This window comes from Actinoplanes sp. NPDC051851 (genome assembly GCF_040681165.1).
In the GTDB taxonomy this organism is placed as follows: Bacteria; Actinomycetota; Actinomycetes; order Mycobacteriales; family Micromonosporaceae; genus Actinoplanes.
In genome coordinates, this window is record NZ_JBFAYF010000048.1 from 57,242 (window position 1) to 79,232 (window position 21,991).

General features: G+C 70.0%; 28 protein-coding genes. 23 read left to right on the forward strand and 5 right to left on the reverse strand.

The annotated features are described in order from the left end of the window. Positions 1-206 precede the first annotated feature (206 nt). Genes AB0M08_RS34820 through AB0M08_RS34830 form a run of 3 tightly spaced genes read left to right on the forward strand, consistent with a single transcriptional unit; the run spans position 207 to position 2,347 of the window. Positions 207-1,913, forward strand: a complete 1,707-nt coding sequence (locus tag AB0M08_RS34820; protein WP_364502857.1) for a plasmid pRiA4b ORF-3 family protein — start codon at positions 207-209, stop codon at positions 1,911-1,913. Positions 1,914-1,964: 51 nt separating this feature from the next. Beyond that, the gene (locus tag AB0M08_RS34825; RefSeq protein WP_364502860.1) at positions 1,965-2,063 is read left to right on the forward strand and encodes a hypothetical protein; all 99 of its coding nucleotides are present in this window, start codon (positions 1,965-1,967) and stop codon (positions 2,061-2,063) included. Between the two features lie 59 nt (positions 2,064-2,122). After that, entirely contained in the window at positions 2,123-2,347 is a 225-nt protein-coding gene (locus AB0M08_RS34830; RefSeq protein ID WP_364502934.1) for an excalibur calcium-binding domain-containing protein, read from the forward strand. Positions 2,348-2,423: 76 nt separating this feature from the next. Here the strand turns inward: AB0M08_RS34830 and AB0M08_RS34835 are convergent, their stop codons facing one another. Then, positions 2,424-2,897, reverse strand: a complete 474-nt coding sequence (locus tag AB0M08_RS34835) for a hypothetical protein (RefSeq protein ID WP_364502863.1) — start codon at positions 2,895-2,897, stop codon at positions 2,424-2,426. A gap of 591 nt (positions 2,898-3,488) precedes the next feature. Here AB0M08_RS34835 and AB0M08_RS34840 point away from each other — a divergent pair. From AB0M08_RS34840 to AB0M08_RS34930, 19 genes are all read left to right on the forward strand, one after another. Beyond that, complete coding sequence (locus AB0M08_RS34840; protein WP_364502865.1) at positions 3,489-4,436, forward strand: tyrosine-type recombinase/integrase; 948 nt, start codon at positions 3,489-3,491, stop codon at positions 4,434-4,436. Between the two features lie 474 nt (positions 4,437-4,910). Further along, positions 4,911-5,177, forward strand: coding sequence for a hypothetical protein (locus AB0M08_RS34845; RefSeq protein WP_364502867.1), 267 nt, complete (start codon positions 4,911-4,913; stop codon positions 5,175-5,177). Next, positions 5,174-5,386, forward strand: coding sequence for a hypothetical protein (locus AB0M08_RS34850; protein ID WP_364502870.1), 213 nt, complete (start codon positions 5,174-5,176; stop codon positions 5,384-5,386). Before AB0M08_RS34845 ends, AB0M08_RS34850 begins: the two co-directional genes overlap by 4 nt. Further along, positions 5,383-6,897, forward strand: a complete 1,515-nt coding sequence (locus tag AB0M08_RS34855; protein ID WP_364502872.1) for a DnaB-like helicase N-terminal domain-containing protein — start codon at positions 5,383-5,385, stop codon at positions 6,895-6,897. Before AB0M08_RS34850 ends, AB0M08_RS34855 begins: the two co-directional genes overlap by 4 nt. Positions 6,898-7,057: 160 nt before the next feature. Beyond that, positions 7,058-7,198 (forward strand): hypothetical protein, encoded by a 141-nt coding sequence (locus AB0M08_RS34860; RefSeq protein WP_364502875.1) that lies wholly within the window; start codon positions 7,058-7,060, stop codon positions 7,196-7,198. A gap of 100 nt (positions 7,199-7,298) precedes the next feature. Then, complete coding sequence (locus AB0M08_RS34865) at positions 7,299-7,562, forward strand: hypothetical protein (RefSeq protein ID WP_364502878.1); 264 nt, start codon at positions 7,299-7,301, stop codon at positions 7,560-7,562. Positions 7,563-7,659: 97 nt separating this feature from the next. Continuing rightward, complete coding sequence (locus AB0M08_RS34870; protein ID WP_364502880.1) at positions 7,660-9,177, forward strand: terminase; 1,518 nt, start codon at positions 7,660-7,662, stop codon at positions 9,175-9,177. A 45-nt stretch (positions 9,178-9,222) separates the two neighbouring features. After that, the gene (locus tag AB0M08_RS34875) at positions 9,223-12,276 is read left to right on the forward strand and encodes a phage portal protein (RefSeq protein WP_364502883.1); all 3,054 of its coding nucleotides are present in this window, start codon (positions 9,223-9,225) and stop codon (positions 12,274-12,276) included. A gap of 79 nt (positions 12,277-12,355) precedes the next feature. Continuing rightward, positions 12,356-12,631 carry a hypothetical protein gene (locus AB0M08_RS34880; protein WP_364502885.1) on the forward strand — a complete coding sequence of 92 codons (276 nt, stop codon included), beginning with the start codon at positions 12,356-12,358 and terminating at the stop codon, positions 12,629-12,631. A 9-nt stretch (positions 12,632-12,640) separates the two neighbouring features. After that, positions 12,641-13,222 (forward strand): hypothetical protein, encoded by a 582-nt coding sequence (locus tag AB0M08_RS34885; RefSeq protein WP_364502888.1) that lies wholly within the window; start codon positions 12,641-12,643, stop codon positions 13,220-13,222. Positions 13,223-13,225: 3 nt separating this feature from the next. Further along, positions 13,226-13,636, forward strand: coding sequence for a hypothetical protein (locus AB0M08_RS34890; RefSeq protein ID WP_364502890.1), 411 nt, complete (start codon positions 13,226-13,228; stop codon positions 13,634-13,636). A 3-nt stretch (positions 13,637-13,639) separates the two neighbouring features. Beyond that, positions 13,640-14,044: a hypothetical protein gene (locus tag AB0M08_RS34895; protein WP_364502893.1), complete on the forward strand. Its 405-nt coding sequence runs from the start codon at positions 13,640-13,642 to the stop codon at positions 14,042-14,044. A gap of 11 nt (positions 14,045-14,055) precedes the next feature. Further along, positions 14,056-14,373 carry a hypothetical protein gene (locus AB0M08_RS34900; protein ID WP_364502896.1) on the forward strand — a complete coding sequence of 106 codons (318 nt, stop codon included), beginning with the start codon at positions 14,056-14,058 and terminating at the stop codon, positions 14,371-14,373. A gap of 171 nt (positions 14,374-14,544) precedes the next feature. Next, positions 14,545-14,964 carry an HK97 gp10 family phage protein gene (locus tag AB0M08_RS34905; RefSeq protein ID WP_364502897.1) on the forward strand — a complete coding sequence of 140 codons (420 nt, stop codon included), beginning with the start codon at positions 14,545-14,547 and terminating at the stop codon, positions 14,962-14,964. Further along, entirely contained in the window at positions 14,964-15,926 is a 963-nt protein-coding gene (locus AB0M08_RS34910; RefSeq protein ID WP_364502900.1) for a hypothetical protein, read from the forward strand. Before AB0M08_RS34905 ends, AB0M08_RS34910 begins: the two co-directional genes overlap by 1 nt. Beyond that, complete coding sequence (locus AB0M08_RS34915) at positions 15,926-18,013, forward strand: hypothetical protein (RefSeq protein WP_364502902.1); 2,088 nt, start codon at positions 15,926-15,928, stop codon at positions 18,011-18,013. The genes AB0M08_RS34910 and AB0M08_RS34915 overlap by 1 nt, the downstream gene beginning before the upstream one ends. A 2-nt stretch (positions 18,014-18,015) precedes the next feature. Continuing rightward, positions 18,016-18,459 carry a hypothetical protein gene (locus AB0M08_RS34920; RefSeq protein ID WP_364502904.1) on the forward strand — a complete coding sequence of 148 codons (444 nt, stop codon included), beginning with the start codon at positions 18,016-18,018 and terminating at the stop codon, positions 18,457-18,459. Positions 18,460-18,472: 13 nt separating this feature from the next. Further along, on the forward strand, positions 18,473-18,799 hold the full coding sequence (locus AB0M08_RS34925; RefSeq protein ID WP_364502907.1) for a hypothetical protein: 327 nt from the start codon (positions 18,473-18,475) through the stop codon (positions 18,797-18,799). Beyond that, positions 18,799-19,464, forward strand: a complete 666-nt coding sequence (locus AB0M08_RS34930; protein ID WP_364502910.1) for a hypothetical protein — start codon at positions 18,799-18,801, stop codon at positions 19,462-19,464. The genes AB0M08_RS34925 and AB0M08_RS34930 overlap by 1 nt, the downstream gene beginning before the upstream one ends. A 1-nt stretch (position 19,465) precedes the next feature. Here AB0M08_RS34930 and AB0M08_RS34935 read toward each other — a convergent pair whose 3' ends face one another. After that, positions 19,466-19,675, reverse strand: coding sequence for a DNA-binding protein (locus AB0M08_RS34935; protein WP_364502913.1), 210 nt, complete (start codon positions 19,673-19,675; stop codon positions 19,466-19,468). After that, the gene (locus tag AB0M08_RS34940; RefSeq protein WP_364502915.1) at positions 19,672-19,857 is read right to left on the reverse strand and encodes a hypothetical protein; all 186 of its coding nucleotides are present in this window, start codon (positions 19,855-19,857) and stop codon (positions 19,672-19,674) included. The genes AB0M08_RS34935 and AB0M08_RS34940 overlap by 4 nt, the downstream gene beginning before the upstream one ends. Positions 19,858-20,076: 219 nt before the next feature. Between AB0M08_RS34940 and AB0M08_RS34945 the strand changes: the two genes are divergently transcribed. Beyond that, complete coding sequence (locus tag AB0M08_RS34945; RefSeq protein WP_364502918.1) at positions 20,077-20,280, forward strand: DNA-binding protein; 204 nt, start codon at positions 20,077-20,079, stop codon at positions 20,278-20,280. Positions 20,281-20,313: 33 nt separating this feature from the next. On the opposite strand, the gene AB0M08_RS34950 is transcribed toward AB0M08_RS34945, so the two are convergent. Both AB0M08_RS34950 and AB0M08_RS34955 read right to left on the reverse strand, forming a co-directional pair. After that, entirely contained in the window at positions 20,314-20,901 is a 588-nt protein-coding gene (locus tag AB0M08_RS34950; RefSeq protein ID WP_364502921.1) for a hypothetical protein, read from the reverse strand. Between the two features lie 452 nt (positions 20,902-21,353). Beyond that, positions 21,354-21,920, reverse strand: coding sequence for a PIN domain-containing protein (locus tag AB0M08_RS34955; RefSeq protein WP_364502936.1), 567 nt, complete (start codon positions 21,918-21,920; stop codon positions 21,354-21,356). Positions 21,921-21,991 lie beyond the last annotated feature (71 nt).

Genomic DNA, 21,991 nt, shown 5'->3' on the forward strand with positions numbered 1-21,991 from the left:
TCAGTCGTCGAGCGAGACGTTCGGCGTTCAGGCCCCGCACCACCATCGCGCCCGGCGCCGGGCGCGAGCGACCCGCGGGTCGCACCATGCCGTATTCGACAGGTGACCGGCATGCGCCGGATCGGGAGTCCATTGCTCGGGTTCCCGGGCCCGGCACGGCTCCGCGATACGGATAACGTGCGCGGGTGGATTCACGGTCTTTCCCGGTGAATGGTTCTGTCGATGTCGCCGGCACAGCGCACCTGGCCCGCGGCTGCCTGATGGCCGAGCAAGCCCGCACGCTGGCGAGTTGGGTGGGCCGTCCCGGCCGGACGGTGACGGCCGGCCGGGTGTTACGTCGCGCTGATGTCGCCGCCGCCGGAGCCGTGCTGGGAGTTCCGGTGCCGGAGAAGGTACGCACGGCAGCGGATGTACCCGCCCTGCACCGGCCATGGAGTTTCGCCCTCGGCTCGGGGCTGTTGAAGATCAGCGGCTCGGTCGCCGCGGCCGGGCCGGCACTGGAGCAGTGGTCGTCATCGGCGGACACCGAAGCCCTCGACGCGTGGTGGGCCGGATTCCGTGCGGTGTGCACGGCCGAATCCGACAGCAGGCACGAGGGCAGCATGATCGCCCTGGCGCTCGCGTTCCTGGAAGCCGTGTCCCTGCCGGACGGCGCGGATCCGAACGGCTCCTGGCACCGGGTGACCGCGATCGTCGAGCGGCACGAGGAGGAGAAGGACTGGTCGGAGCGGGTGCAGGTCCATTCGGTCACGCAGTACCTGGACTACGGGACCGGCGATCGGTTCGCCGGCCTGGTGCAGCTGCTGGGGCGGCTCGGCGCGGTGACCGGCGACGACAGCGCGACCGTCGCGGTGACGGCGTTGGGGCGATGGTCGCTGGCCCGGGCTCAGGCCGAGCGGCCGAGCACCGTCACCCTCGACATGCCGGCCCAGGCGGTGGCCGAGGTACTGGCCGACCATGTACGCCGCGGCACGGATCCGTGGACGCCGGTCCGGCGGTGGCTGGAGTTCCGACGCCCGGCCGTCGGCGCCCGGGAACTGCTGACCGCGGCCGCGGATCTGTCGGCGGCGGCCCGGATCGGGGCTGGCGACGTGGCCGACGGTCTGGGCGACGAGGCTCCAGCCGTATGGCAGGCGGTGGCGCATCTGCCGAACCTCGGCGCGCATGCCCGGGTCTCCTTGACCGCCCTCAAGGATGACGAGCCATACGTCACGCCCGCCGATGCCCGGTGGCTGGCAGTCGAGTTCGCCACTGCCGCCCTGGACGGGACTGGTCCGGACGAGGCGCTGACCGTACTGTTCGACCGCCTCCCCGGCGAAAGCGTGGATACCCGCCTGGACGTGGCGGCGGGCATCGATCACCCGGACGCCACCCGGGTCACCGCCGCGGTACATGAATTCCTGGGCTCGGGCGCTGTCCCGTCAATCGACCAGGTGTACCAGCTCAAGGTGGGTTTGATGCGCTGGCGCCCGCCGATCTGGCGACGGATCCTGGTCCCTTCCACCATCATGCTCGGTGACCTGCACGTGGTCATTCAGCTGCTGTTCGGCTGGGATGGCGACCACCTGCACCAGTTCGCGGTCGGCGGAAAACGGTACACCGATCCGTACTTCCGCCTGGGAGGCGACGAGAGGGACGAATCCGAGGTACGGCTACGGGAGGCGTTCGCCGGGGGGACCAAGAAGATCCGCTACGAGTACGACTTCGGCGCGAGCTGGTGGCACGAGATCACCCTGGAACGGACCCCGGAACGCGACCCCGCCGCCACGTACCCGCTGTGCACCGCGTTCTCCGGCGACTCCCCCGTCGAATACTGGTCCGAGGACGATCCGCAAGAACCGGAGCCTTTCGACCTCACCGAGATCAACCGACGCCTCGCCGAACTCGACAACACCGACAACGGAGGCCGTTGACCCGCACCACAGAGGCGACGGGCTGATCCGATCGCCGGCAGCCACCACGTCATGCGTCACCCCGATGGACGCGGCACCGCTGTTCCCGCACACGGCAACCGCGACGTCGCCAAGGGCACCTGCGCGGAATCCTCGGCGACGTCGGCATGACGATCGACCTGCTCGCTCCCTGTGGCCCAGCGCCGCGGCGGGACGTGCCGTTCTGAGACATACCCCTATTCGAAAATCCGAAAGCCGCGCCGAAGCCGACGACCAAGGCACCCGCGACAACGAAGCCGACGACCAAGAAGCCGAAGCCGACCACCGAGGAACCCGAGGTCTACTACGCGAACTGCACCGAGGTACGCGCGGCCGGTGCGGCTCCGATCCGCCGCGGCGGTCCGGGCTACAGCAGGAAGCTCGACCGCGACGGCGATGGGGTTGCCTGCGAATAGCTCGGGAGATCCAGGATTTCGAGAAGAAAGCGGGCGTGAGTCTGCGGGCGCATGACGGCCGGCACTTCCGGCTCAATCAGTCAGTGAGATGACGAGCGAGGCGTTCGGCGTTGAGTTTCCGTATCGCATCCTCGACGGCTTCCGAGTCGGAGAGATCGATACCGCGGGCCGCCAGTTCCGCGGCGATCTGCTTGGCCGGGCCCCACGCCGCCTCGTCGTCGAATGCCTCCTCGAATGCCGGAAGGAATGTGTCGACAGCCTCGACCACCGGACCGATCCACTCCGGGTCGACCGCACGGCGTTCCAGGGCGTACCGGATCCAGCGCCGTAACACGTCCGGCAGCGCGGCACGTTGCTCGGCGTCCAGCGCCGCCTTGCGCGGCAGCCAATCGGCCAGGAACAAGCCGACCTGTCCCGGGCTCCAGCACAACGGGCCGCTGGTCATGTAGCCGTCACCATAGTCCAGGAACAGGTCGGCCAGCGACCTGGCGACCGTGTCGTCGACCGGCGCGAACCCGTCCAGCAGTCGCTGCCGTTCCTCATCGCTCATCGGCTGCCAGTCACGGCCGCCATCGAGTCGACCTCGCTGCGACGCGTAATCGCCCCGGCGGACATCGTCGGCGACGACGCGCTCGTCGCACAGATCGCTCAGGCCCGGAGCGCCCTCGTCGACTGGCTCGGCAAGGTCGACACCCAGACGTTCGCCGCCGAACTGCTCGACACCGCCCGAAACGAACTCGAACCCGACTACACCTGACGGCCTAACAGACCGCCCGGCTCGGCGGGAACTTCCCTCGTGGCTCCCGCCGAGCCGGGTTCCACCGTCGAGTCGCCGGATCCTGTGCGGGAGGCTCCGGCGGTCGCAAAGCCCGGCCTCGAACTATCTGATGAGATCTTCGCGCAGGCGGATACACAGGCCGTCGCGCTGAACGGGATCGCGTCCCCGATGATGCTCGGTTCAGCAGACCTCGAGTTGCCATCACAGCGGACAACGTCCAGGGCTCACCAGGTTAGAGCAGGGGACTCATAATCCCTCGGTCGCGGGTTCGAGTCCCGCCCGCCCCACCACCAGCACAAAAGCAGAGTACTGAGTCGGGTTGAGGACTCCACAACGTTCGTACAGCGAGGTACTGTACGCCCTGTGAAGCCCTCGACCAAGCCCTTCGCACCCAAAATCAACGATCTTCCGCTCGATCTCGACGACATCCGGACCCTGCTGCCGGACTGGCAACGTCACCTCAAGGCGAAGAACCGATCCGCCGAGACGATCAAGAGTTACCTGCGCTGCGGCAACAACCTCGCCGACTGGCTGGTCGAGCAGGGGATGCCCACGCTCGTCGGTTCCATCACGCGCGAGCACCTGGAGGCGTTCTTCGGCGCGATGCTCGATCGGCTCTCGCCGGCCACGACCGCGAAGCACTACCGGAGTCTCCAGCAGTTCTGGAAGTGGCTGCTCGACGACGGCGAGATCACTCGCTCGCCGATGGAGCGCATGAGCCCGCCCGCGGTCCCGGAGCAACCGGTGCCGATCCTCACCGACGACGAGCTGCGCAAGCTGCTCGACGCCTGCAAGGGCACCGACTTCGAGGCTCGGCGGGACACTGCGATCCTGCGCATCCTGATCGAGACCGGCGTCCGGCTCGGTGAGATCTCCGGCCTTGACCTCGACGATGTCGACTGGGACACCGACACGCTGGAGGTCCTCGGCAAGGGCCGACGTGCGCGCTCGGCGCCATTCGGTGCGAAGACCGCCGACGCGCTGCGCCGGTACGTCCGGGCCCGCGCCAAGCACCCGAAGGCCAAGGTCAGCGCCGCGCTGTGGCTCGGTCGGCAGGGGCGCATGACGCCGTCCGGGCTCGCCCAGATGCTGGAGCGCCGTGGCGACCAGGCCGGGGTTGCCGACGTCCACCCGCACCGGTTCCGGCACAGCTTCGCCAACGACTGGCTCAAGTCCGGCGGGCAGGAGACCGACCTGATGCGGCTGGCCGGCTGGAAGTCCCGGCAGATGGTCGGCCGGTACGCGGCGTCGGCCGCCGACGAACGGGCGCGCGAGGCGCACCGGCGTGCTGCCCGTGGCGACCGCCTCTGAGCGCTGTTGTACGAATGTTCGAGTACAGCGTATAGTGACCTACCTGGCTTGGGGGCAACCTAGGCCAGAGCCGAAGGAATCCATCCCGTACCGCGCCCAGGAGAGACAACCTGACCGCGGTGGTGAAGACACCTGGTCGATCGCCGTGAGGCAGAACGACTGCGGCAGCGGGAGCCCCTCCGCCGAGCGAGCCACATGCAACTCGCCAAGGGCCGGAGAGCGGTGGACTTGGGGGCAACGCGCGTGGTAGCGACCCCGGCCTGCGGGTGATGAAGCCAGGCGCTGATGAGCGTCACTCATGCTGTGAAGCAGCGGTGACAGGTCTCTCCAGCGCGCGGAGGGCTCGTTAATCTGCTGCAGGTATAAAACGGGGCCTGTGGAGGGCAGGCTCCCGCCGAGCGATTCGCTCGGGTCGCTCCTGTGCACGGCGTACGGAGCCCAAACAGCTGATTTGTGCTGAGAGGGCTTCCTGCCGTGGCCAAAAGCAATCTTGCCCAGAAACTCGGTGCCCACATGTCGTGGGCCCAGACCGCCGATCGGACCGAACGCACCGCGCCCGCGCGCAAGGCGTTCGAGGACCGTTTCGCAGCGCAGATCCGTGAGCAGTTCCCGGATCTCGACGACGCTGAGGTGGCGGTCCGCGCCGAGCACCTGAAGAAGGCGTATTACCTCAAGCTCGCGCTCGCGAGCGCGAAAGCCCGCAAGGCCAAGGCCGCGCGCAAGCCGGGCGGTGCGGCATGACGCGGGATAGGGGTGCCCGGCCTGCTAACGACAGGCCGGCCACCTCGCCCACCGTACGCCGCTCGTACTGCCGTCGGGACGGATGGCTGTGCACGCCTGCCCGTCGGTGCGACGAGCACGACGTCGACCGTGATCCGCCGCAGCTCGGTGAGCTGCTCTTCGTCGCGGGCGGCGCGTTCGTCCTCGATGGCCAGGGCGTGAGCGAGTGACCGACCAGCTCGCCGTCGAGGCAGAGCGGATGACGCTCGGCGCGATGATCTGCGGCGGAGTCGAGAGGGCTCTTCAGATCGTCGCGCCTGGCGACTTCTACGACCCGCGCCACGGCATGCTCGCCGCCTACATCGCCGAGATGCATCGCGAGGGCGAGGTGATCGATCCGGTGCTGCTCGGCAAGCGGCTCGCCGACCGGGGCGAGCTGAACCGGGTGCCCGGCGGCATCGTCTACCTGCTCGATCTCTACAAGGACGCACCCGCATCCACGCAGGTCGGGTATTACGCGAGGATCGTCGCGGACGAGGCCCACCGCCGTGGCGTCGCCGTGCTGGCCGCCCAGATCGGCGACGCCAGCCGCATCGAGGACCGAAGCACTCGGCGGACGCGACTGTCACAGCTCCGCGACGTGCTGGACGCCCACACCAGCGAAACCCGCACGGACACACCGCGGCGCCGGGTCAACCTGTTGCCCTTCCTCAACGGCACGTACAACCCTCCGCCGCCCTCGATCGGCGGCGAACGCGACGACAACCGGCAGATGCTCTACCCGGGCCGATGGCACACCCTGGTCGCGCCGACGGCGGCCGGGAAGTCCTGGTTCGCGGTGTGGCACGTCGTCGCCGAGCTGCGCCGCGGCAACACGGTCGCGTACGCGCACTTCGAGGAGCACAACCCGGCCGGCATGGTCGACCGGATCCGTTCGGTTGCGCCCGAGCTGACCATCGAGGACCTGGTCGACCGGTTCATCTGGCTGGACTGCTCCAGCACGTGGCGGGCCGACGAGTTCGCCGCCGCGCTGCCGGAGCGGCCGTCGCTGATCGTTCTCGACGGAATCGTGGCCGCCTGCTCCCAGCACGGATGGGTGGCCGACAAGCCCGAAGCCGTTGGGGCGTATCGGGAACTGTTCATCACGCCCGCCACGAAGACCGGCGCGGCAGTGATCAGTCTCGGTCATCCAGTGAAGGCGCGGGATCGGCAGGCGGAGCGGCACGGCTTCGGCGCGAGTGCCTGGCTGGACGAGGTCGACGGCGTGGCGTTCCGCCTCGAAGCGTCCAAGAGCCCGATCCGGCGCGATCAGCGTGGGTTCTCGACCCTGTTCTGCGTCAAGGACCGATACGGGCAGGTCGAGGCGGCCGGGCAGGCCGACGCTAGGCGGGATGGCTGGTTCTACCTCGGTGCGTTCACCGTCGACTCGTCCACAGATGTGGACAACACGGTCGCCTTCCTCACGGCGCCATCGAGCGTTACCGACCCGGGTGCGGTCACCCAGGGCTCCATGCCGGTCGTCCTCATGGCCGCGATGAGCGCGGAACTGGCCAAGCAGGGCCACGCGCTTAGCCAGAACGCGGTGCTGGCTCTGGTGCCCGGCAAGACGGATGCGAAACGGGCCGCCCTGGAGTTCCTCGTCAACGGTGAGTTCGTCGTGCAGACCAAGCGCGGCAACACCTTCCTGCATCGCCACCACAAGCCCTTCCTGCTCGATCCCGAGGACGATTCCGATGAATGAACCTCGCCCCCTCGACCCAACCTCGCCCCACCTCGCCCCGGGCGCATCTGAGACCTCGCCCCCTCGCCCCCGACCTATAGGGAGGGGCGAAGGGGCGCACTCCGGGGACCAACAAACCTCGCCCCTTGGGATCGACTGGAAAGCGCGCCTGGAAGAGGCCGTGGCGGAGACGTTGCGGAAGCGGGCGGCGCTCAAGGCCGAGCGGGAGATGTTCGCGGAGAGACGCAGGCACGGGCTCGCCGCGCGGCACGCACAGAAGCTGGCGCGCATCGAGCGCGCACGGAAGGAGAGCGGATCATGAGCCCCAACAAGCAGGCCAAGATCTACGCCGTCATCGTCGTCAGCGGGTCGCTGATCTCGTGGGCCGTGCTGGTGCCGCTGGTCATCTGGCTTGTCCTGCGGTGAGTCAATCGTGGAAGGGCGGGAGCACCAGGGCGTGGCGGCGCACGCGCGCCCTGGTACTGCTGCGGGACGACTACCTGTGCCAGCTCCAGCTGGACGGGTGCACCACCGTGGCCACCCATGCGCACCACACCGCGGGGCGCAGCGTGACCGGCGACGATCCGGCCTACCTGGTCGCGGCGTGCGAGCACTGCAACCTCAAGCTCGGCGACCCGACCAAGCTCGCGGACCCGCCGAACCAGGCGGTGACGAGATGGCTCTGACCTGCGCAAACGTGGCGCGATTTTTCCGGCGACGGGACCCGGGGACACCCTCGCTCTGGCCTTTTTCTCTCTCTCCCGGCTCGGGTGGTGACCGATCTTGACCGTTCTCGTCCAGGCGCCAGCGATTCTCGGCAGGTCGGAACCGAGGCTGTGGACTCGCCCCCTGCGCCCTCTGACGCCGGCCACGTCGTACGGGTACGCGGTCGTCGACTTCGCCCGGGAGGTACTCGGGGCGCCGCTCGATCCGTGGCAGGAGTGGTTGGTCATCCACGCCGGCGAGATGCTGGAGGACGGCCGGCCCCGGTTCCGGACCGTGCTGGTGCTGGTCGCGCGGCAGGCGGGCAAGACGCACCTGTGCACCGTGCTGGCGCTGTTCTGGATGTTCGTCGAGAAGTGGCCGTTGACGCTCGGCATGTCGACGATGCTGGAGTACGCCCGGGAGGCGTGGGATGCGGCACGGGTGCTCGCCGAGGACGTCGACGAGCTGGCCGAGCAGCTGCCCCGCAACGCGGTCAAGGAGGGCAACAACGATGTTCGGCTGCTGACGTCGCACGGCACCCGCTACAAGATCGCGGCGGCGACCCGGCGTGGTGGCCGGTCGCTGCGGATTGACCGGCTGATCATCGACGAGCTGCGTGAGCACTCGACGTGGCAGGCGTGGAACGCCTCGACGAACGCGATGACGGCCCGGCCGTTCGGGCAGGCGTGGGCCATCACCAACCAGGGCGACGAGTCCGCGGTCGTGCTGGAGTCGCTGAGGAAGTCCGCACTGACGTACCTGGAGACCGGCGTCGGTGATCCGCGGCTGGGCGTCTTCGAGTGGTCCGGCCCGGACGGGTGCGAGCTGGACGACGTCGAGGCCCTGGCGCAGGCCAACCCGAACGTCGGCAGGCGCACGCACTGGGATGACCTGCTCGGCCCGGCCCGGCGTGCGAAGGCGGCCGGCGGCGAGGAGGAGAGCGGCTTCCGGACCGAGGTGCTGTGCCAGCGGGTCCGGCTACTTGATCCGGCCATCGACCCCCGGCGCTGGAAGGCGTGCTGCGACCCGGGTGCGCTCGATGACGCACCGGCGTTCGCGGCGTGCGTGGACCTCTCGCCCGACGGCACCCACGCCACCCTTGCGGTGGCGGCCGTCCTCGAGGATGGCCGGGTCCGGGTCGAGACGGTCGCCGAGTGGACCGGCCCGGCCGCGGCCGCCGGGCTGGAACGCGATCTGCCCGGGTGGATCGAGCGGAACCGGCCGAAGGCGCTCGGCTGGTTTCCCGCGGGCCCGGCCGCCGCGGTGGCGGCGAGCCTGGCGGACCGGCGCAAGGACGGCGTGCGGGGCTGGCCGCCGCGGGGCGTGCGGGTGGCGGAGATCCGGGGCGAGACCACCGCGGCGACCATGGGCCTGGTCAAGGAGGTCACCGCGCGCACGCTGGCGCACTCCGGTCAGGAGATGCTCGACGCCCAGGTGGCCGGTGCCGAGCGGGCGACCCGGGGCGACGGCTGGGTGTTCACCCGCAAGGCCGGGCCGGTCGATGCGGTGTACGCGGTGGCCGGCGCGGTCCAGCTGGCCCGGACGTTGCCGAAGCCGCGCCGGGTCTCGCGCCGGGTGATCGCCGGACCGGCCTGATTCGGCACGTCACCGTTTCGTATTAGGCGTTGTATCATGCCGATCATGGGATGGTGGTCAGAGGTCGCGGCGAGGGTGCGTGATGCGGTCGCCGTGCCGCGGCCCCTGACGCTCGACCTCCAGCCGCTGGAGACGTTCGCGGCGGGCGATCTGGCGCCGCAGCCGGTCGACCGGCTGCTGACCGCGATGAAGAACGGCACCGGCCCGGTCACCCGCGACCAGGCGCTCTCCGTCGCCGCCGTGCAGCGTGGCCGCAACGAGCTGTGCTCGATCGCGACGCTGCCGCTGCGGCTCTACCGAGGTCTGAACGTGGTCGACTCGGCACTGTTTCGCCAGTACGACCCGGACGTCCCGAACGTGGTCCACATGTCGATGACGATCGAGGATCTGGCGTTGGAGCGGGTCGCCTGGTGGGAGGTCACCGGGCAGGACTTCGACGGGTATCCGGCGTCGGTGCGCCGGCTCGATCCGGCCACCGTGACGACGATCGATCCGAAGACCGGCAAGGCGCACCCGACCGGCAAACTCGTCTGGATCGACCGCGGTGATGGCCGGTCGTGGCAGCCGCATCCGGCCGCGCTGATGATCCGCTTCGATTCGCCGAACCCCGGTGTGCTGAAGGCGAACTCCCGATCGATCCGGATCGCGATCGCGCTCGATGCGATCACCGAGATGTACGCGAGCAACCCGGCGCTGCGCGAGTACTTCACCGATGCGGACGGCGACGTCGAGCCGATGGCCGATGACGAGATCGAGCCGTTCCTCGCCGACTACGGGGCGATGCGGCAGACCCGCCCGTACGGCTGGATCCCCGGCAACGTGAAGCGCGCCGACGTGTCGTCGCCGTCGCCTCGCGATCTCACGCTGGTCGAGCTGCGCGCCGAGGTGAACCTCGCGATCGCGAACGGGCTCGGTGTCGATCCCGAGGACCTTGGCGTATCGACGACGAGCAGGACGTATTTCAACGGCGTCGATCGGCGCCAGGAGAAGGTCAACCGCACGTACGCGCCGTTCATGGCCGCGATCACCGACCGGCTGTCGATGGGTGACGTCACCCGGCGCGGCTACGCGCCGCGGTTCGACCTCGCCGACTTCCTCAAGCCCGACCCGCTCGGGCAGGCCACGTACTGGAAGGCGCTCAAGGACATGGGTGTGACCGACGCCGACGAGATCCGCGGCTGGGCCGGCCTGTCCGGGCCCGCGCCGAAGAGCGACCCGGCCGTGGCCGTGCCGGCGGAGAGCGCCGGCCGGGCCGGGCGCCGGTTCGACGGCGGCGGTCCGGCGTACGTCTTCCACGCCGCGGACTTCGCGGGCGAGGCGACCGCGCCGACGGTCGACCGGCAGGCCCGGACGATCACCGGCCTGGCCGTGCCGTACAGCGCGGTCGCGAGCAAGTACGGCCTGAAGTACTCGTTCGCGCCCGGCTCGCTGGAGTACTCCGACCCGGCGCGGATGGCGCACCTGAAGGACCACACCACCCCGGTCGGCTTCCATCGCTCGGTCAAGGACACCCCGGCCGGGCCAGTGGTGGAGCTGGCCGTGCTCGACGGGCCGGAGGGCTCCCCGGCCAAGGCCGAGCGCGACCAACTGCTCTACGACGCCGAGCACGGCCTCTACTCCGGCCTGTCGATCGGCGTGGACTTCTCGATCGACCCGGCTGACGGGGATGTCGAGTTCGACGCGGAGACCGGCGTCTACACGGTCCTGCGGGCGACCTGGCGCGAGACCAGCACCACCTACATGCCCGCTTTCGACGACGCCCGCGTGACCAAGGTGGCCGCGAGCCTGACAGGAGGAACCATGAAGTGCCCCCACTGCGGGCTCGCACACGCGCCCGGCATCGCCTGCGCGACCTTCGCCGCACAGCTGCGCACCGACCCCGCCCCGGCCCCGGCTGTCGAGCCGCCCGCGACCCCGCAGGGCGCGGCGACCTTCGAGCAGTTCCAGGCGTGGATGACCGCCCAGCAGTCCGGCGCCCAGCCGGCCGAGGGCCCGATCCTGGTCAACCCGAACCCGGGCGTCGCCCAGGTGAACGAGCCGCAGCCCTACCGGTTCGACCGGCACGGCAACCTGCGCGCCGGCTCCCACGACTTCAGCTCGGACCTGCTCGCCGGATGGCGCTCCGGCGGCGGCGGTGACCAGGCGGCGCGCGACCGTGCGGAGAGCTTCGTGCGCGAGGCGTTCGAGCGGCGCGAGCTGGGCAACACCGCCCCGCACGAGGCGGGCCAGCAGTTCGCGGTCACCCCGGCCAACGTGGTCAACCTCAACTACCCGACCAACCGGACGGACCTCTACGTCGACCAGCTCGACTACCAGTACCCGCTGTACGCGGCGACCAACAAGGGCACCCTCGACGCGGTCACGCCGTTCATCATCCCGAAGTTCTCCGCCAGCTCGGGCCTGGTCGCCGACCACACCACCGGCACCGAGCCGACCCCGGGCGCGTTCACCGCGACCGCGCAGACCATCACCCCGTCGGCGGTCAGCGGCAAGGCCGAGATCACCAGGGAGGCGTTCGACCAGGGCGGCAACCCACAGATGAGCGGCCTGATCTGGAAGCAGATGGTCCGCGGCTGGTACGAGGCCCTGGAGGCGTACGTCCAGGCGCAGCTGGTCGCGAACGCGGCGAGCATCACCGACATCACGCTCACCACCGCCGCGACCGACACCACCCTCGACGGACTGCTCGCCGACGCGATCGTGCCGCTCCAGTACATCCGGGGCGGCGACCGGTTCCGGACCGTGTTCACCCAGATCGACCTCTACAAGGTCCTGGTCAAGGCCAAGGACAGCACGGGCCGGCGGCTCTACCCGTCGCTGGGTGCGATGAACGCGGTCGGCTCCGCCGATCCCCGGTACGGCTGGGTCGAGGCGCACGGCAAGCTCTGGGTCCCCGCCTGGGCGACCGCGGCGACCGGCTCCGTGGCCGCATCCTCGTGGATGTTCGACCCGGACGTGGTCTGCCTCTGGGCGTCCGCCCCGCAGCGCATCGACCTCCAGTGGCGGGTCGCCTGGGTCGACATGGGGATCTGGGGCTACAAGGCGTTCGGGATCACCGACTACACCCGCACCCGCGAGCTGGTCTACGACCCGGTGTAACCGGCCCGGCGGCGGCCGCTCCTCTCCGGGCGGCCGCCGCCCCCCGCCGCCCGAAACCCACCCCGATCAGGAGGCCGCCATGGCGGAGACCAAGGAAGAGATCAGCGCAGAGCGCGACCGGCTGCGCACCGAGAACGAGTCGCTGCGCGCCCAGCTGGCCGCGAGCAACAAGGTGACGCTCGACTTCACCGGCACGGCCCTGGTGCCGCACCGGTTCCAGCTCTCCGAGGGCGACCGTGCCGAGCTGGAGATGCGCGGCCAGGTCAACATCGGCGGCAAGCTGATGACCCGCGACGAGGTCCGCGAGCTGCTCGACGAGGACCAGCGCGACGTCATCCTCGGCGACGAGGCGTAGGCGGTCGCCGTGGGCTGGAAGCCGGACTACATCACCACCGCGGACCTGAAGCTGTACCTGAAGGTCGACGACGCGGTGGACGATACCCAGCTGGCGACCTGGTGCACAGCGGCATCCCGCGCGATCGACAAGAAGTGCAACCGGCAGTTCGGCCAGCTGGCCGCGGCCGCGAGCCGGGTCTACCGGCGCCCGGCGTACTACGAGCCGTCCAGTCAGCTCTGGATGGTCGAGATCGACGACGTCCAGGACTCGACCGGCCTGACCGTCGGCGGCGTGGCGTACGCCAGCTCGGGCGCGACGCTGCTACCGGACAACGCGTCGGCCGACGGTGTGCCCTGGACCCGGCTCGGCTTCGCGACCTGCCCGACCGCGCCGCTGACCGTCGTGGCCAAGTGGGGCTGGACCACCGTCCCGGCGCAGGTGGTCGGCGCGGCCAAGCTCCAGGCGAACCGGTGGAACAAGCGCCGCAACTCCCCGCTCGGCGTTGCCGGATCGCCCGACCAGACCTCTCAGATCCGGCTGCTGGCCCGGCTCGACCCCGACGTCGCCACCATCCTGACCGGGCTCTCCCGGCGCCGGAAGGTGGGCTGAGCGGTGGACCTGGAAGCCGTCTCCACCGAGATCGGGACCGCGCTGGCCGGGATCATCGGCCTGCGCATCCCGGCATGGGGCGTCGAGTCCGTCGAGCCGCCGGCCGCGATCGTCGCCCTGCCGGACCGGATCGACTTCGACGAGACGTACGGGCGCGGCAAGGACCACTACCCGGACCTGCCGGTGGTGATCCTGGTCGGCGCCCCGGAGGACCGGGCGTCCCGCAAGGCCCTCGCCGCCTACGCGGCCGGCTCGGGCAGCAAGAGCGTCAAGGCCGTGCTGGAGGCGTACGCCTGGACCACCTGCGAGTCGGTGCGGGTGGCGTGGGCCGAGTTCGACCAGGGCGCCGAGTACGCCGGTACGCCGCTGCTCGCGGCGATCTTCCACCTCGACATCATCGGAAAGGGCGCCTGAGCCATGGCCACCTCGCACGGCAAGAAGACGGTCATCACGGTGGCCACCAAGGACATCAGCCCGTTCACGAAGACCAGCAGCTACGAGCGCAGCGCGGACGTGCACGACGTCGGCGGGTACGGCGCCGACGACAAGGTCAAGGCCGGCGGTCAGCGCGACGCGAAGTTCACCTGCGGCGGGACGTACGACAACACCGCCAGCACCGGGCCGCGCAACGCGCTGCACGCCAACGTCGGCACCACGATGGCGGTCATCCGCAAGGTCGAGGGCACCGGGACCGGCCTGCCGCAGGACGCGTTCTCCGCGGTGCTGACCAAGTACGTCGAGACCAACCCCGCCGACGACTACGTGTCCTGGTCGGCCGAGTTCGAGATCTCCGGCGCCATCACCACCACCACCCAGGCGTAAGGAGCCCGGCCATGGCCCACCTCACCCGCGAGCAGATCCTCGCCCGCAAGCTCGGCCGCGGCACGGTCACCCTGCCCGGCGGCGAGACCGTGGCGATCCGGGCGCTCACCCGCGACGAGGTCCTGACGATGCAGGAGATCGACGACCTGCGCGAGCGGGACAACTTCATCGTGGCGACCGCGCTGACCGACCCGGTGCTGTCCATCGAGGACGTGGCGGCGTGGGGCGCGGCCGGTGACGCCGGCGACCTGGCCGCGATCACCGACGAGGTGGCCGTGCTGTCCCGGCTCAAGCAGGGCGCCGGGAAAAGCGGCGTACAGGGATCTTGAGGACGATCCCGAGCTGGAGTTCGAGTTCCTGCTCGCCAAGGACCTCGGGATGACGGTGGCCCGGATGCGGGCCGAGATGGACAGCAGCGAGTTCGTGCTCTGGTCGCGGTTCTACGCCCGCCGGGCGCAGGCCGACGAGCTGGAGCGGCTGAAAGCGGGAGGGTGAATGAGATGGCCGAGGCGATCCGGATCACGGGTCTGCGCGAGCTCCAGGCCGCCCTGCGGCGCACGGACAGCACCCTGCCGAAGCAGTTGCGGATCGCGCTGAACAAGGCCAGCGACGAGGTGATCGACTACGCCTCGCCGCGGTTCCCGCGCCGGACCGGCCGGGCCGCGGCGTCGCTCAAGGCCCGGTCGACGCAGCGCGCCGCCAGGGTCGGGCTCGGCGGCCGCCGTGCCGCGTACGCGCCGTGGCTGGTCTACGGCGGGCAGGGCCGCAAGCACGGGCGGCCGGCGCCCCGCCCGTTCGTCAAGCAGGGCCGCGACTTCGGCCCGTACGCCGCGCTGGACCGCCGCCGGGAGCGAATCACCGAGATCCTGGAGCAGGCGATCGGTGACGTGGCCCGCGACGCAGGGCTGGAGGTCTCCTGATGGCCGGGAACACCGTGCAGATCACGTTCGCCGGAGACACCCAGTCGGCGGAGAAGGCGTTCGACCGGGTCGGCGCCGGCGCCCGGGACATGGGCCGCAAGGTCGAGGAGTCCGGCGACGCGTTCGACCGCGCGGGCGAGCGCGCCGACGCCGTCGACACCAAGGCCATGGGCTTCCGCGACACCCTGACCGGCATCCAGGACGGCGCCGCGGGCATCAAGCGCGCCGCCAGCGGGGACTGGGGTTTCGAGACGCTGCTGCTGCTCGGCACCGGCGTCGGCGACCTGGCGTCCGGCCTCTACAACTTCCTGATCCCCGCGCTGAAGGGGACGAAGATCGCGCAGCTGGGCGTCAACTTCGCGTTCCTCACCTCGCCGATCACGTGGATCATCATCGGGATCGTGGCCCTGGTCGCCGCGTTCGTGATCCTGTGGAACAAGAGCGCAGCGTTCCGCAACTTCTGGATCGGCCTGTGGAACGTGATCAAGAAGGCCGCGTCCGGGGCGTGGGATTGGATCAAGACCTCGGCGGGCAAGGCGTGGGACTTCCTGAAGAAGATCCCCGGCTGGATCGGCTCGGCGTTCAAGAGCGTCGCGAACGCGATCCTCTGGCCGTACAAGACCGCGTTCAACGGCATCGCCCGCGCCTGGAACGCCACCGTGGGCCAGCTCTCCTGGTCGGTCCCGTCCTGGGTCCCGTTCATCGGCGGCAACTCGATCTCCGTCCCGAACTTGCCCACGTTCCACGCCGGCGGTACCGTGCCCGGCGCCCCGGGCGACTACGTGCCGATCCTCGCGATGGCCGGAGAGCGCGTCTCGGCCACCGGCGGCCGCGACGGCGACAGCGGCGGCTGGGTGGTCATCCGCGGTGACGCGGTGCTCGACGCGCTGATCCAGGCGATGGCCTCGCGCGTCTCGGCCACCGGCGGGCGGGCCGCGCAGCTCGGGATCCGGATCGCCTGATGGCCAACGTGCTCGACCTGACCACGCTGCTCTACGTCGACGGCGCCTGGACGGCGTACCCGTCGTACGCGGACGACGGGTGGAGCGTGCAGATCGGCCCGGACGTCGAGACCGGCACCCGGCCGTCCAAGCTGACGTTCACGCTCCAGAACCCCGACCTGTCGATGGATCCGACCAACGTGTCGTCGGCGCTCTACGGCAAGATCGGCCGCAACACCCCGGCGCGGATCCGGATCAACGGCGTCACCCTGACGATGGCTGAGGCGTCCAGCTGGCAGCCCGACCGCACCCCGGAGCACCAGCCGGGCACCGGCCGCGGCCGGTCGTGGGTCGACCTGACCGCCGAGGGCGTGCTGCGCCGGCTGGCGCGCTGGACCGAGCCGCTCGCCTCACCGATGCGCCGCCAGATCGGCTCGTACGCCTCGCTGGTCGGCTACTGGCCGCTGGAGGACCCGTCCGGCGCGGCCACCCTCGCCGCGGTCAAGGGCGGCGCGGCGACCTACGCCGGCACGGTGACGCTGGGCGGCGACGACGGGCCGGGCGGCTCCGGCGAGTGCCTGACCGTCGGCACGGACACCACGATCCGGGGCGCGTTCGACTCGCCCGGGGTCAACGGGTGGCAGATCTGCTGGACGGCGAAACTCGCCGCGGTCCCGGGCTCGTCGACCGCCATGCCGCTGTTGAACTGGACCGATTCGGTGGGCCGCACCTGGATGTGGACGGTCAACGACACCCAGTTCGGGATCATCGTGCTCGACCCCGACGGCGTGCTGCTCAAGACGTCCACCGTGTCGTTCGGCACGACGCCGGTCACCAGCTGGATCCGGTTCCGGGTCAAGGCGACCGTGTCCGGATCGACGGTCACCTTCGAGCCCGCCTGGTACAACCAGGACGCATCGATCATCACCGGCTGGTCGGACACGTTCTCCAGCTCGTTCACCGGCCGCCTGCGAGCCTGGTCGATCGAGGGCAACACCCACATCGGCGGCGCCGCCTACGCGCACCTGTTCGGGGTCACCGACACCAGCCTCGACCTGACCGGCAGCTACAACGCGGTGGCGGCGTTCAACGGCTACCGGACCGAGCTCGCCGGGAACCGGTTCCAGCGGCTACTCACTGAGCAGGGCCTGGCCGCCGCGCTGGTCGGCAGCGCCGCCGACACGGTGCCGATGGGCCGGCAGAAGCCCGGCATCCTGGTCGACCTGCTCACCGAGTGCGCGGTCACCGACGGCGGCCTGATCTACGACTCCCCGCTGGTCGCGGGCGAGCTGACCATGCGCACCCGCCGCGACATGATCAACCGGACGCCCGCGCTCACCCTCGCCCGCACCGACCTGGCACCCGGGCTGCGCAAGGTCGTCGACGACGTCGACGTGGCCAACACGGTCACCGTGACCAACTCCGACGGCACCACCGCCACCGCGACGCTGACCACCGGCGCCCTGTCGACCGCGGTCCCTCCGGCCGGGGTCGGCGCCTACAAGGTCGGCATCGACGTCAGCCAGTCCGCCTCGCTCGTCCTCGCCGACCGGGCGAACTGGGAGATGCGCAAGGGCACCCTCGACCGGCCGCGATACACCGCGATCACTGTCGACCTGCTCGGGCATCGATCCCTGACCGACACGGTCACCGCGATGCGGCCGGGCGACTGGATCGCATTGACCGGCGTCGAGCCGGACACGGTCTCGCTGAGGGTCATATCGATCGACCGCAAGGGCGACGCGGTCCGCGACACGGTCACGTTCACCTGCCTGCCCGCCGAGCTCTGGCAGGTCGCCGTGATCGATACGAGCCGCAAGGACTCCCGGTCGACCACCCTCGCGTCGGCGCTCACGAGCACGGCGACCAGCGTGCCGATCAGCACGGTCAACCCGGTCGAGGTGTGGTCGACCACCGGCGTGCCGTACGACATCAGGATCGGCGGCGAGCGGATGACCGTGACCGCGTGTACCACCGCGGCCGGAACCGGCCCGTACACCCAGACCATGACCGTCACCCGGTCGGTCAACAGCGTGGTCAAGGCCCAGACCTCCGGCGCCGAGGTGCACCTGTTCGACCAACGCCGCATCGGACTACGGAGGGCCTGACCATGGCATCAGGAGACGTACTGGCCAACGCGGAGATCGCGACCCGGGTCGGGCAGAACACCATCACCGCGAACACGTCCACGTTCACCGCCGAGACGCTCATCGTCAGCGTCACGGTCAACGTCGAGGCCGGCAAGCGCTACAAGATCTCCGGCGAGCTGCGCCCCTGCGCCAGCGCGGTCGCGTCGCCGTCCGCCGAGTGCAACATCGTGCGCATCCGCGAGGACTCCCTGACCGGCACCCAGGTCCAGGCCGCGCAGGTCTACCTCGCCACCGCGTCCACCGCGGGCTTCCAGGTCGTGCTCTACGCCGACTACACCGCGGTGGCGACCGGCACCAAGACGTTCGTCCTGACCTCGATCCGCCAGGCCGGAGCGAACACCCACTTCGTCACCGCCGGCACCACCGCGCCCGGCGTCATCACCGTCGACTACCTGCCGACCTAGGAGATCGATTCACGTGAAACAGCTGACCTGGCCCACCGTCGGGTTCCTCGCGGTGCTCGGCGCGGTGATCGTCGCGCTCGCCACTCTCGCGCACTGGGGCTCCGGCGAGATCACCACCGTGACCGCGATCCTGTTCGGTGTCGGCGGCGGCGCGGCGGTGGCCGGCGCCGTGTCCGGCCGCGTCGACGAGGTCCACAAGGAGACCACCGCGCAGACCGAGACGATCAACACGATCGAGCGGCGTACCAACGGCGAGCTGGACGCCCGGATCGCCGCCGGCGCGAAGAGCGCGGCCGAGCAGGTCCTCGCGACCCTGCGCGAGCAGGGGGTGATCTCCTGATGGCCGCCGCGGTGCTCGTGCCCTGCCTGGTGCAGCTGCGCACCGAACTCGACGCGCTGAACCCGGACCGGGACAGGGCGTCCGACGGCTGGATCGGCGACGCGGCCCACCAGGCGCGCGTCAGCGACCACAACGACGACGAGTCCGGCGCGGTCCCGATCCACGACGCGGACACCATGCACGAGGTCCACGCCCTGGACGTCGACCCCGACGGCCTGCCCATGGACGAGATCGTCGCCGGGATCCTCGCGCGGTGCCGCTCCGGCGCCGAGGACCGGCTCCGCTACATCATCTGGTGGGGCTGGATCTACGAGGCGTCGAACGGGTGGAAGCAGCGCGCCTACACCCGTTCGGACAACCACCACGGGCACGCGCACTTCAGCGCGTCCTACACCACCAAGTACGAGGCGGACACGTCTCCCTGGCTCACGGAGGTCCCGTTGCTCACCGACGCAGACAAGGCCTGGCTCACCGGACAGATCAAGGCCCAGGTGATCGCCGCGCTCAAGACCGACGGCGTCGTCACCGCCCCGCCGTCCGCCGCCAGCGTGAAGACGAACCCGAGCTGGGCGGCGACCAGCGCGCTCACCGACGCGTGCGAGCGGATCCGCCAGGTCGAAGGCAAGGTGGACACCATCGTCGCCGCGGTGAAGCCCGCGGCCTGACCTACTGCTCGAGCACCGGCCTGGCCAGCTCGGGCCGGTGCTCGGCGATCCACGCCTCGATGTCCGCCTCCAGCCACACCCGGCCCCGGCGGATCTCGGCGGCCGGCGCCGGGAAGTCCGGGCGGCTGGCGAGCTGGTTGATCCGCTGCCGGGAGCAGCCCAGGCGCATGCGGATCTCGTAGATGCCCATCAGGGGCAGGCGCCGGGTCACCAGCGCCCCGAGTTCTTCCGCTCGTCGTCCCGCCAGGCGTGGGCCGCGTTGACCCGCTCGCGGTAGGCGACGGTGCGCATCACGGTGCACGGATAGGCCGCGAGGCCGCACCGGCAGATCACCCGCCAGGGCGCGAACCAGCGGCGACGTCGGCCGTGTATCGGGTATCGATCCTTGCCCATCAGGTGCCTCCCACCCGTGAGGCTGCTCAAGGACGACGGCGGGCGGGCTACGGGGGGACCGCACCCGCCGCCGCCAGGCCGCGACGCCACAACGGGCCTGTGTCACCACACCCGAGGCTGGTCGCCACCTGGAGGGGAGGTTACAACGTGATGCGTAGCGTTGACTAGTAGTGAAGATATAGCGCTACTGACAAGTGGTCACGCCATAGCGTGATCGTCATGTCTAGGCCGAGGGTGATGGGTGCGGCGGAGATCGCCGAGCGCCTCAAGGTCACGCGCCAGCGCGCCTACCAGATCACCGCCCGCCGTGACTTCCCCGAGCCGTTGGCGACCCTTGCGATGGGGCAGGTCTGGCTTGCTGACGACGTCGAAGCATGGATCCGCACGAACCGGCCGCACCTCGACGAGCCCGAGGGGGAGTAGCCCGCCCCGGCGGGGGAGCGGGCCACCCAGAGATCAGCCGTCGATCAGGTCGGCGGCGCGGATCAGGAGCTGGCCCAGGTGCCGCGCGTACTGCGGCATGAGCAGGTAGTCCTCCAGCCGCACCTTCGGAGCGGTGCGGACGCCGGTGGCCCGGTTGAAGGTGGTCTCGACGTTCACACTGACCACGCCGTTCTCGCCGACCTGAGGCACGAACGTGTCCTCCGAGCTGCAGTCGCGGAACTGGCCATCGTCCGGGTGCGTGCCGTTGCACCAGGCCGGGCACGCCGGCGGCTGGACCCACTCGCTCTCCGGCGGGGTGGGGGCGACGCCCTCCGAGAGCAGCGCGTTGAGGCGGGAGACCAGGTAGGCCGGGTCACCATCTGGGTCGATCGCGAAGCCCAGATCGGCCGCGCGGCTAGCGAAGGCGCGGAGGTCGACTTCGCTGATCCGAGGGCCGGCCGGGCTGTAACCGGCGAAGTAGTAGGTCACGACGCGCTCGATGTCGATCTCGTCCCGGTGGGCCCAGAGGCTGAGGATCGCGATCGCCGCGGTGCGGTCGATCGGCTGAAGGTGACGGAGTGCCGATAGCGCGGCCTGAACGAACTGGGGCATGATGCCCATGGGTCGCCTCCTGGGGCGATCAAGGGCCCGGCCGGTGTTCCACCACCGCGATTCCGGGCCCGTCCTGTACAGCAAGGGACTGTGGCCCGCACGATCGTTGTTGACCTCTGTTTTTGCTGGTCACTACAGCGCTTATAGCTGAAGTGCTCATAATCCCCCGGTCACCCGGCTACGCCCGGCCGGGACAGGACGCGGCTCTCCCCGGAGAGGGAAAGCAGGGACACGCTCGCATCCCCGCAGAGAAGGGCAGGAAACGCGCAGCGCAACCGGGCCATCGGGCGCGGCCACCGCACCGTGGGGTCTGGGGTCGCCCCCAGGTGAGTAAAGGTGGGCCGGACGTTGCACCATGCGAACCGCCCGATCATTGTCACCGGCGATCCATTTCCAAGACGTTTGACCAGTTCAAGGGTCATTCGGCCGGCCCGCTAGCCTGGCCGTCTTGGACGGCTGCGCTACCAGGCCGGGAGGCCGAGATGGCGTCGTACTTCAGCCGCGAACCTGGGCACGCCGGTGCGTTGGAGAAGGACGAGGATTTCCGGCACGGTGTTCGGCGCCCGCCGGTAGGACGCGGCTTGGTGACGAAGCACATTCATGGTCAAGCCGGGGTAGAGATCGAGTTGGTCGAGGAGGAAGTCGTCGGGGTGAATGGCGGCGATGTCGTAGGGCTTGAGGGCCGTCTCGGGGAAGTCGCTGAGATTGAAGGTGACGATGGCTTCGGCATTGGCGCGTACACCCGCAGCCAGAACGTGCCGGTCCTTGGGATGGTTCGTCATGCCATCGATGAGTGACTCGTAGCCGGCGACCAGGGCATCGGGGAATGACTGGCGCATCTGGCCGAGCCGCCGGTCGACCCGGTCCGGTGGCAGGCCACGCTCAATGAGGTTGCGCCGCAGCTCGGCGAAGACGTCGGCCGACCAGAGCGGCCGGTACGCGGAGGCTTCGGCAAGGCGAAGCAGCGTGTCGCACAGGTAGGCCGGGTAGAGCACGCAGGTGTCAGAGCGCGTTTTAGATGTGGTCACCCGGGCGTGTTGAAGGTGCGGCGGGGCTTGCGGACGGCCGGTCCGCCGCGGTCGAGCCAGCCGAGCATGCC

Bases quoted from the DNA above. Each gene is read 5' to 3' on its own strand.
- AB0M08_RS34825 (WP_364502860.1), top strand. From the start codon at position 1,965: ATGCGTCACCCCGATGGACGCGGCACCGCTGTTCCCGCACACGGCAAC.
- AB0M08_RS34835 (WP_364502863.1), bottom strand. From the start codon at position 2,897: ATGAGCGATGAGGAACGGCAGCGACTGCTGGACGGGTTCGCGCCGGTC.
- AB0M08_RS34850 (WP_364502870.1), top strand. From the start codon at position 5,174: ATGACGCGGGATAGGGGTGCCCGGCCTGCTAACGACAGGCCGGCCACC.
- AB0M08_RS34875 (WP_364502883.1), top strand. From the start codon at position 9,223: ATGGGATGGTGGTCAGAGGTCGCGGCGAGGGTGCGTGATGCGGTCGCC.
- AB0M08_RS34880 (WP_364502885.1), top strand. From the start codon at position 12,356: ATGGCGGAGACCAAGGAAGAGATCAGCGCAGAGCGCGACCGGCTGCGC.
- AB0M08_RS34895 (WP_364502893.1), top strand. From the start codon at position 13,640: ATGGCCACCTCGCACGGCAAGAAGACGGTCATCACGGTGGCCACCAAG.
- AB0M08_RS34900 (WP_364502896.1), top strand. From the start codon at position 14,056: ATGGCCCACCTCACCCGCGAGCAGATCCTCGCCCGCAAGCTCGGCCGC.
- AB0M08_RS34905 (WP_364502897.1), top strand. From the start codon at position 14,545: ATGGCCGAGGCGATCCGGATCACGGGTCTGCGCGAGCTCCAGGCCGCC.
- AB0M08_RS34910 (WP_364502900.1), top strand. From the start codon at position 14,964: ATGGCCGGGAACACCGTGCAGATCACGTTCGCCGGAGACACCCAGTCG.
- AB0M08_RS34915 (WP_364502902.1), top strand. From the start codon at position 15,926: ATGGCCAACGTGCTCGACCTGACCACGCTGCTCTACGTCGACGGCGCC.
- AB0M08_RS34920 (WP_364502904.1), top strand. From the start codon at position 18,016: ATGGCATCAGGAGACGTACTGGCCAACGCGGAGATCGCGACCCGGGTC.
- AB0M08_RS34930 (WP_364502910.1), top strand. From the start codon at position 18,799: ATGGCCGCCGCGGTGCTCGTGCCCTGCCTGGTGCAGCTGCGCACCGAA.
- AB0M08_RS34940 (WP_364502915.1), bottom strand. From the start codon at position 19,857: ATGGGCAAGGATCGATACCCGATACACGGCCGACGTCGCCGCTGGTTC.
- AB0M08_RS34945 (WP_364502918.1), top strand. From the start codon at position 20,077: ATGTCTAGGCCGAGGGTGATGGGTGCGGCGGAGATCGCCGAGCGCCTC.
- AB0M08_RS34950 (WP_364502921.1), bottom strand. From the start codon at position 20,901: ATGGGCATCATGCCCCAGTTCGTTCAGGCCGCGCTATCGGCACTCCGT.